Source organism: Weissella sp. DD23, assembly GCF_001579105.1.
Lineage (GTDB): Bacteria > Bacillota > Bacilli > Lactobacillales > Lactobacillaceae > Weissella > Weissella cibaria.
This window is the reverse complement of the sequence record NZ_KQ970396.1, coordinates 12210-20375: the sequence shown is the minus strand read 5'-3', so window position 1 is coordinate 20375 and position 8166 is coordinate 12210. Positions and strand designations below refer to the sequence as shown.

The 8166-nt window shown below is 45.5% G+C and carries 7 protein-coding genes and 1 pseudogene; 1 reads left to right on the top strand and 7 read right to left on the bottom strand.

Going from position 1 to position 8166, the window contains the following annotated elements:
• The 5 genes and pseudogenes from WEIDD23_RS09390 to WEIDD23_RS09370 all read right to left on the bottom strand — a co-directional run.
• Positions 1 to 1450 (bottom strand): annotated as a pseudogene (locus tag WEIDD23_RS09390) (carbamoyl-phosphate synthase large subunit); the annotation flags it as partial.
• Positions 1447 to 2532 carry a carbamoyl phosphate synthase small subunit gene (locus WEIDD23_RS09385; protein ID WP_010374192.1) on the bottom strand — a complete coding sequence of 362 codons (1086 nt, stop codon included), beginning with the start codon at positions 2530 to 2532 and terminating at the stop codon, positions 1447 to 1449. The gene WEIDD23_RS09385 and the pseudogene WEIDD23_RS09390, both read right to left, overlap by 4 nt.
• A gap of 60 nt (positions 2533 to 2592) precedes the next feature.
• Positions 2593 to 3102, bottom strand: a complete 510-nt coding sequence (pyrR, locus tag WEIDD23_RS09380; protein ID WP_010374194.1) for a bifunctional pyr operon transcriptional regulator/uracil phosphoribosyltransferase PyrR — start codon at positions 3100 to 3102, stop codon at positions 2593 to 2595.
• 170 nt (positions 3103 to 3272) lie between these two features.
• On the bottom strand, positions 3273 to 4187 hold the full coding sequence (locus tag WEIDD23_RS09375; RefSeq protein ID WP_010374196.1) for an RluA family pseudouridine synthase: 915 nt from the start codon (positions 4185 to 4187) through the stop codon (positions 3273 to 3275).
• Positions 4184 to 4567, bottom strand: a complete 384-nt coding sequence (locus WEIDD23_RS09370) for an EbsA family protein (RefSeq protein ID WP_010374198.1) — start codon at positions 4565 to 4567, stop codon at positions 4184 to 4186. The genes WEIDD23_RS09375 and WEIDD23_RS09370 overlap by 4 nt, the downstream gene beginning before the upstream one ends.
• A gap of 66 nt (positions 4568 to 4633) precedes the next feature.
• Between WEIDD23_RS09370 and WEIDD23_RS09365 the strand changes: the two genes are divergently transcribed.
• On the top strand, positions 4634 to 5029 hold the full coding sequence (locus WEIDD23_RS09365) for a ribonuclease HI family protein (RefSeq protein WP_010374200.1): 396 nt from the start codon (positions 4634 to 4636) through the stop codon (positions 5027 to 5029).
• An 87-nt stretch (positions 5030 to 5116) separates the two neighbouring features.
• Here WEIDD23_RS09365 and WEIDD23_RS09360 read toward each other — a convergent pair whose 3' ends face one another.
• Both WEIDD23_RS09360 and WEIDD23_RS09355 read right to left on the bottom strand, forming a co-directional pair.
• On the bottom strand, positions 5117 to 6472 hold the full coding sequence (locus WEIDD23_RS09360) for a Na+/H+ antiporter NhaC family protein (protein ID WP_010374202.1): 1356 nt from the start codon (positions 6470 to 6472) through the stop codon (positions 5117 to 5119).
• 369 nt (positions 6473 to 6841) lie between these two features.
• The coding region (locus WEIDD23_RS09355) for a carboxypeptidase M32 (RefSeq protein ID WP_242865499.1) at positions 6842 to 8166 on the bottom strand (1325 nt) is incomplete at its 5' end.

Below are 8166 nucleotides of genomic sequence, written 5' to 3'. Positions count from 1 at the left end.
ACTTGGCTTGTTGGAGCACATCCGCTTCCCACGGATTATCTTTCACAGCTTGCTCCAGGTTATTAAGTCGTTGCAGCTTGTAGAAATAAAAGGCATTAATTTTAGTTAATTCTGCCAGTTCATCAACGGTATACCCTCGTCGTAAAGCCTCAAGCAAGACCAAAATTCGATTATCACGGGGGTGAATCAACTGCTCAACAATCTCATTATCCGTTAACGCATTCATCAATGTTGGTGAAAAATTACGATTGTTAAAGTGTGCTGCTCGAATCGCTTTTTCCAACGCTTCTTCAACACTACGACCGACACCAATCGTAGCCCCAACTGATTTTTGCACGGTATCTAATCGATTTTCTGTCTTGATACCGGCCGTCTCAAGTTCTCCGAAGGCAAACACAGGAAAACGAATCACGATGTGATCCATCGTCGGTTCTAATAGTGCCGTGTGATCAGCGTATATTGATGGAATCCGAACTGAGGTCAAACTTTCGCCAACCATCAAGCCTGTAATCACTGGTACTAATGGATAACCCGTCGCCGTAACAACCATTGCTGAGGTGCGATCAAAGTACGGTGTTACTCGAGTGATGACAAATTCTTCATTCGCCGGATTAACCGCAAAGCGAACTTCCAATAGACCTTGCACGTTAAAGCCACGCGCAACCGTAAAGGCCGCGTTACGCAAAGTTTGGAACATTGGATCAGGCAACGTCTGCACAGGTGTAATCGCAATTGAATCGGCTGAGTGAATGCCGACCGGATCCATATCTTCGACACCGCCAATCAGCAAAGTCGTATCCATGCGATCACGTACCACCACCATCGCAATTTCCTGGTAACCGCGAATACTTTTATCCACGTTTACTTGGTGGGTTAATGATCGATTTAACGCCGTTTCAGCCGCTCCTTCTAGTTCTTCAGCATCCTCAACCTGCAAACGAATGGTTTGACCAACAGGTGCCACTGATCGAACAACCACTGGAAAATCAAAATCGCGTGCCGCATCAAACGCTTCACTAACATTGCTAGCTAAACGTGTTTGGACAGCTGGCAACTTTAATTGGGTCAACCGCTCCTGTAAATATTTCGTATTTTGGGCGGCTTGCATCACAGGCAATGTCATCCCCAACACTTTCGGCGCATCGTTACCTAAAATTTGTAAAATTTCAGCACTCAGGCGTACCGCTGTTAAGCCACCCACTGATGCCACGATCGCCGTAATATGTTCTTCGACAATCACTTTAACCAAATTTGGGGCCGTTAATTGTGTTTCAATGACTTTTATTTCCTCACGCTCAGTTGTAAAACCATACGGATTGTCATCAGCAATCACAATTTGATGTCCCCGTTTCACCAAGCCGTTAACCACTTGGTAACTGGCGGCATCACTTTCAGTTTCACGACCAAAGTCATTCGCTGAACCACCGATTATTAAAATTCGCTCGGTCATGAAAGCCATCCTCCTCGTCGTGCCGTCACCATTTCCATAAATTCATCAAATGCTTGCGTTGCTTCAAAGGGGCCTGGGGCCGTATCTGGGAAAAATTGCACACTAAAAGCCGGATAGTCGCGGTGACGCAGTCCTTGAACGACACCATCCGTCATATCAATATGGGTCACGAACATATCCGTTTCCCGTACAGAATCCGGATTAACCGCGTAACCCTGGCCCTGGGTGGCAAACATAATCCGACTCGTGATTTGTTCACGAATTGGATGATTCATGCCGTGGTGCTCAACTGGCATTTGCTGCAAAGTAGCCCCATTCGCAATCGCAAATAGTTCGTGTCCAAGTCCAATGCCGAAAAGTGGCACCCGGGTTTGGAATTGGCGAATAATATCAAACGTTTCATCTGGAATTTGGCGTGGGTCACCTGGGCCAGATGACAACACAATCCCATCAGGGTCAAGATTAGCCACTTCATCAACAGTCGCATTATATGGTAATACCGTCACATTCGCATCAAAATCACTCAGCATACGGAGAATGCCGTTTTTCAAACCAAAATCAAGCACCACCACGTTTGCGCCACGCCCTGGATTAGCATAGGCTTTCGGCGTTGAGACTTGCGCAACTTGGCGAGTCGTCAACACCATGGCCCGTAACTGGTCAAATGCGTGCGCGTCTGGTACGTCAACAATTGACGCCTTTTGCGTACCTGTTTTGCGCAAGTGGCGGGCCAACGCACGCGTATCGATTTGTGAAATGCCGGGGACATTGTGTCGCTTTAAATAGTCGTGCAAACTCATTGACTGCAGCCGATTAGTTGACACATCAGCAATTTCACGAACAATAACCCCTTTCACCGTTGGCACAATTGACTCATCCGCCCGATGATTAATTCCCGCTGCCCCAATCGTTGGTGAGGTAAACATCACAATTTGATTGTGATAAATCGGATTGGTAATGACTTCCTGGTAACCAGTCATTGCGGTATGAAAAACAATTTCACCAAAAGTTGTTGCAGGCGCCCCAAACGCTTCACCAGCATAGACGGTGCCATCCTGCAAAATTAAATAACGTTTCGTCATGACGTCGTTCCCGCTATCGCTATGGATAGCGATCCCTCCTTTCCGTCAAATAAGCGGGTCTTAACGAATTTCAACTGAATCAACACCGTCGATTTCAGTGACATTCACATTAATACGTTCAGCCGCTGCCGTTGGAATATTCTTACCAACAAAATCCGCGCGAATTGGTAACTCACGGTGACCACGATCCACTAACACTGCCAAATTAACCACAGCCGGACGGCCATTATCCATCAACGCATCTAAAGCAGCACGAATTGTTCGACCCGTATAAAGCACATCATCGACCAAAATAACGCGTTTGCCATCAATATCAATATCCAATTCTGCCTTTGAACCCCGATCGGTTGCATCATCACGGTAGGTTGAAATATCCAACTGAGCCACCGGAATTTGGGCATTTTCAAGTTGCTGTAATCGTTGTGCAATGCGTTCAGCGATAAAGACACCACGCGTCTTAATCCCCACAATCACAAGATTGTTAATCCCCTTATTCTTCTCGATAATCTCATACGTAATACGCGTCAGTGCACGTTGCATCGCCATTGCGTCAACAATTTCCTTAGCCATAATGGACATCCTTTTCACGTTTTTTATTTTGCTATAACAAAAAGGCGTTACCTATACAAAATAGGTAACGCCTAAATTAAACTCATTCGTCGCGTTACCCCCTAGCCACCTCTCTGGATGACTTTAAGAAGATACCTTCATTCTAGCACGAATATTCGCTCAATTGTTGATTAATCTGTAATCTCAGCATATGGGTCAAGCTGATCCAACATCGCTGTAAAGTAGTCTGGCAATGGCGCTTCAAACGTCATATCTTCCCCGGTCGTTGGTTGCGTGAGCCCCAACGTAGCCGCGTGCAAATATTGACCATTACCTGGCAACGTCTTCTTTGGTCCGTACAATGGATCGCCAGCAACTGGATGACCAATATAGGCCATATGCACACGAATTTGGTGCGTACGTCCTGTTTCAAGGGTTACTTGCAGTAATGTGTACCCAACGAAGCGTTTTACAACCTTGAAATGCGTCACAGCATCACGGCCACCAGCAACGACGGCTTGCTTCTTGCGGTCAGCGGATGAACGGCCAAGTGGCGCCTTAATAGTCCCCTCGTTTTCAACGAATTCACCATGCACCAAGGCATAATATTGACGCAAGTTTTTCTTATCCTTCAATTGCGCAGACAATGATTCATGTGCCTTATCGTTCTTCGCAACCATCAGCAACCCTGACGTATCCTTGTCAATACGGTGCACAATGCCGGGACGGACCACACCATTGATTGTTGACAACGGTGTGTGGAACATCAACGCGTTCACCAATGTGCCGGATTCATGGCCCAATGCAGGATGAACAACCATCCCTTGTGGCTTGTTGACAACTAACAAATCGTCATCTTCATACACGATATCAAGTGGAATATCCTCGGGTTGTAAATCAATTTCGACCGCTTCAGGTACCGTAAATTTGATTTCGTCATTTGGTTTAACACTATACTTAGCCTTCTTAACAGCCCCGTTCACTGTTAAAATGCCATCATTAATCCACCCCGTAACTTGCGTACGCGTATAATCGTCAAACGCATCAGCCACAACTTTATCAAGGCGGCCAGTTTGGTCAGTAATCACTAACGTTTCTTCACTCATATGTTTTCGTTTTTTCCTTCAATCTTTGCCTTGAACGCTCGCAAAAAGCTCGCATTCATCCAATAACTGTACTGTTCACCATCATGACTAAACATGACTGTATGTTTTGTAAATTGCACAAATTGCATATCTGCAAAATGAATTTTTTCTGTGTGGATTCCCACAATTGGTGGGAAGCGTAGCGCATCATCATCGAGATACACCCGACGACGGAAAATTACCGCCCCGGCAATCACAAGAAAGATACCAAATGACCAGTACGTCCAGACATTCAAATGCGTGACCTCGAGCCACATGACACCGCCGAATAATGCGATCATCACAATCCATGCCCAGCTTACCCAGCCAATTAATCCTGCTGGTTGGTAGTAACCCTTCATGACTAACACGTCTCCTTTCGGGCGTTTGTACTATTCTCTAGTATAATGAAAGCAGAGGTATTTGTCATGTTAATCAAGTTGTATGCTGACGCAGCGACCCAGGGTAACCCCGGTCCAAGTGGTGCCGGCATTGTCATCGTCCGAGATGGCACCCAAAGCCAACAATATGAATATTTAGGTGACATGACCAATCATGAAGCTGAATTTGCTGCCACTATCCTAGCCTTTGAACATTTGGCGACATTAGCCGATGCGGGCGACATGGTCATGTTCTATACCGATTCTAAATTAGTTGCTGATAGCATTGGTAAATCTTATGCCAAACATTATCCGGCCCAGATCGACCGTTTAATGATGCTGATTGATCGTTATCCAATTGTTTTAACGACCTGGATTCCCGACCGTCAAAACCAAGGTGCCCATCAACTTGCCTTACAAGCCATTCATAAGCGAGGAAAATGATTGGCGTTATCGCAAAAATTCCAACTTGCGGAACACATTTAAAAATAATAAAAGCGACCAGAAAAAATTCCGGTCGCTTTTATTTTTTTAGGCATCACGTTTTTTAATACCAATACCTGTCCAAGCTGATAACAATGAAAAGACTGGTGACAACAATGAGAAGAATACAAATGGCGCAAACACGTGCACCGGTACGCCTAAGGTTTGCGCGGCAAAACTACCGGCAACACCCCATGGTACCAAGTAGTTTACGACCGTTCCCGAATCTTCAACTGAACGTCCCAACGCTAAGCGTGATAAGCCCACACGGTCAAAGGCTTGTTTCCATAATTGACCTGGCAGAATCGTTGCCAAGTATTGTTCACCAATCATGAAGTTCGCCGCAATGCCAGTCACGATGGTCCCCGTAATCACACCAGCGCCATGCTTAATTCGGTTCGCAAGTGGCATCATCACAGCTTGTAAGATTTTCTGTTCGGTTAACAAGCCACCAAGTGCCAAAGCCAGCATGATAATAATCACCGTTGGCATCATTGCTAACATACCACCCCGGTTCAAAAGTGACTGCAACATGTCGTTCTTAGCGGCAGTTTTGAAACCGTTTAGCAAAACATCGGCTAGCGTTGTCATATTATGATTCAGTAGGAAGTAAGCGCCTGTTACACCAACGTTCACCAACAAGGTTGGAATTGCGGGGATTTTCGCCCAAGCCATCCCGACTAACAATACCAATGGCACCACTGTCCACCACGTTGGCGTTAGTAAACCGGCTAGATGATGCAATTCAGCAGCGGATGCCCCGGCATGCCCCGTTCCTAACACAATAAAAATGATAAATGACACAACCAAAGCAGGCAACGTCGTCCACATTAAGTTTTTAATGTGCGCAAACAGATCTGTCTCTGCAATTGACGAAGCCAGGTTGGTTGAATCTGACAATGGTGAACTTTTATCACCAAAAATAGCGCCCGACAATACCGCCCCGGCAACCAATGCTGGTGAAAAGCCCATCGCCGTACCAACACCCATTAGTGCCACCCCAACCGTGGCTAGCGTTGTAAAGGCTGACCCAATCATCGACCCGACAATCGCTGTCACCAACAAAGCACTCGGCAAGAACCATGCAGCATTGGCGACGTTGAACCCCAACCACAGCATTGTCGGAATGACATTTGTGCCCATCCATAGGGCAATCAACATACCAATCAGCAAGAACAAAAACAACGGTGCTAATGCCGTTTGAATGCCGGCCAGTAACTGGGTTTGAATATCGTCCCAAGTTGCGCGACGTAGTTTGGCAAAAATCATCGTTGCTAACAAACTAATAAGCAACGGTACGTACGGTGATAATCCGAGGCCAATAATGCTACCACCAAAAATAATAACTAATAAAATAACGAGGATTAATGCGTGCCCAAATCGCGGCGTTTCTGTTTGTTTCATCGTCCGATCTCCTTTAATTCATTACCGAGTGTCTTGTTAGTTGCCATAAGCGTCGATAACGAATTAACCCGCCGACGCCAGTAACTATTGTCCATACCCCATGCTTCAGTCCTCCAATACAAAAAAAGTCCCAGTAATGTGTCAACACACATCACTGGGACGAATCATCAAAATCCGCGGTACCACCCAAATTAATTGAGACTAATCGCCTCAATTCACTTTACTGCTATTAGGTTGTAAATAGTTCAGTCGTTACACCTGCGCCACTCACAGCAAACCGTGGCTTCTCTGCCATACAATGTAACGTCCTACCGATGAACCAAGTTTACGGGAAGTGTTAAAAGATGTCAACAACAAAATGAGATGTTTTTAATTGTTATCCGAAATTTGGTACGCTTGCAAATATCGTTCCGTTTGCAAATCAAGCCAATATTGTGGATTAAGCTCCTCGCCCGTTGCCGCATACAAAATTTGAGCAGGTGTTTTTGATGCGCCGTATTGCCAAATATTCGCCTTACGCCAATCAAACAACGGTTGGATGTTTCCAGCAGCCAGCAAGCTGTTGATATCAAGTGTTTTTGCCATTTCGTGACGGAATTGGGCCGCATACAAATGGCCAAGGGCATATGATGGGAAGTAGCCAAAATCACCGCCGGCCCAGTGAATATCTTGTAAGATACCTGTCAAATTTGATGGTGGTCGGATACCTAGGTATTCCTCATACTTTGCATTCCAAAGGGCTGGTAAGGTTGCAATATCAATATCATCGTTAAAAATAGCTTTTTCAATTTCATAACGAATAATGATATGCAACGGATATGTTAATGGATCAGCTTCCGTCCGAATTAGACTAGCCTGTGTTTTCATCCACCCTTTATAGAATGTCTCAAAATCAACATCGTCTAAGACACCATGGAAAGCCTGTTGCATAATTGGATAATCATGACGTAAGAAGGCTTCTGAGCGGCCAATCATTACTTCATTAAATAACGACTGTGATTCATGAATACTCATTGCTATTGATTTATTAAACGGTGTGTAATCCCATTTAGGCGCAACATTCTGTGCAAAGAGACCGTGACCGGCCTCGTGCAAGATTCCTAACACAGCCATTTGAAAATCAGTGGCTGACCACCGGGTTGTAATACGGGCATCATTACGATTCAAATCTTGCATAAATGGGTGCACCGTATCGTCTAATCGACCTTTATTAGGATCATAACCTAAGCGAACGGCCGCATCCCAAACATACGCCCGTTGGTCACTAACCGCGACCTCTCGCTGTAAAAAGTCGTCTGCCGGTTCAGTTCCTTCTGTTGCCAAACGTTCACGCAGCGCAACAACCCCCGCCTTTACCTCTGCAAAAACGGCATCTAGCTTTGCAACGGTTAGCCCTGGTTCAAACTGATTCAGCAACACATCATATGGTGTCGCCTCATCTTTACGCCAGTATGTAATAAAACGACGCTTTAAATCAATTAGCTGTGCCAAATATGGCGCATAAATGGCGTAATCATCTTGTTCGCGGGCTTCTGCCCAAGCATCCTGCGCTGTTGAAGTCAACTTGTTAAAAGCAATGTATTCATCAGCCGGCACGGCTGCATCACGCTCATAGTCTTCCTGGAACTTAGCAAAAAGTGCCTGTTCGTCGGCTGACAATTCATCCCCGTGTCCTGCGAAGTACGCAACCAAAG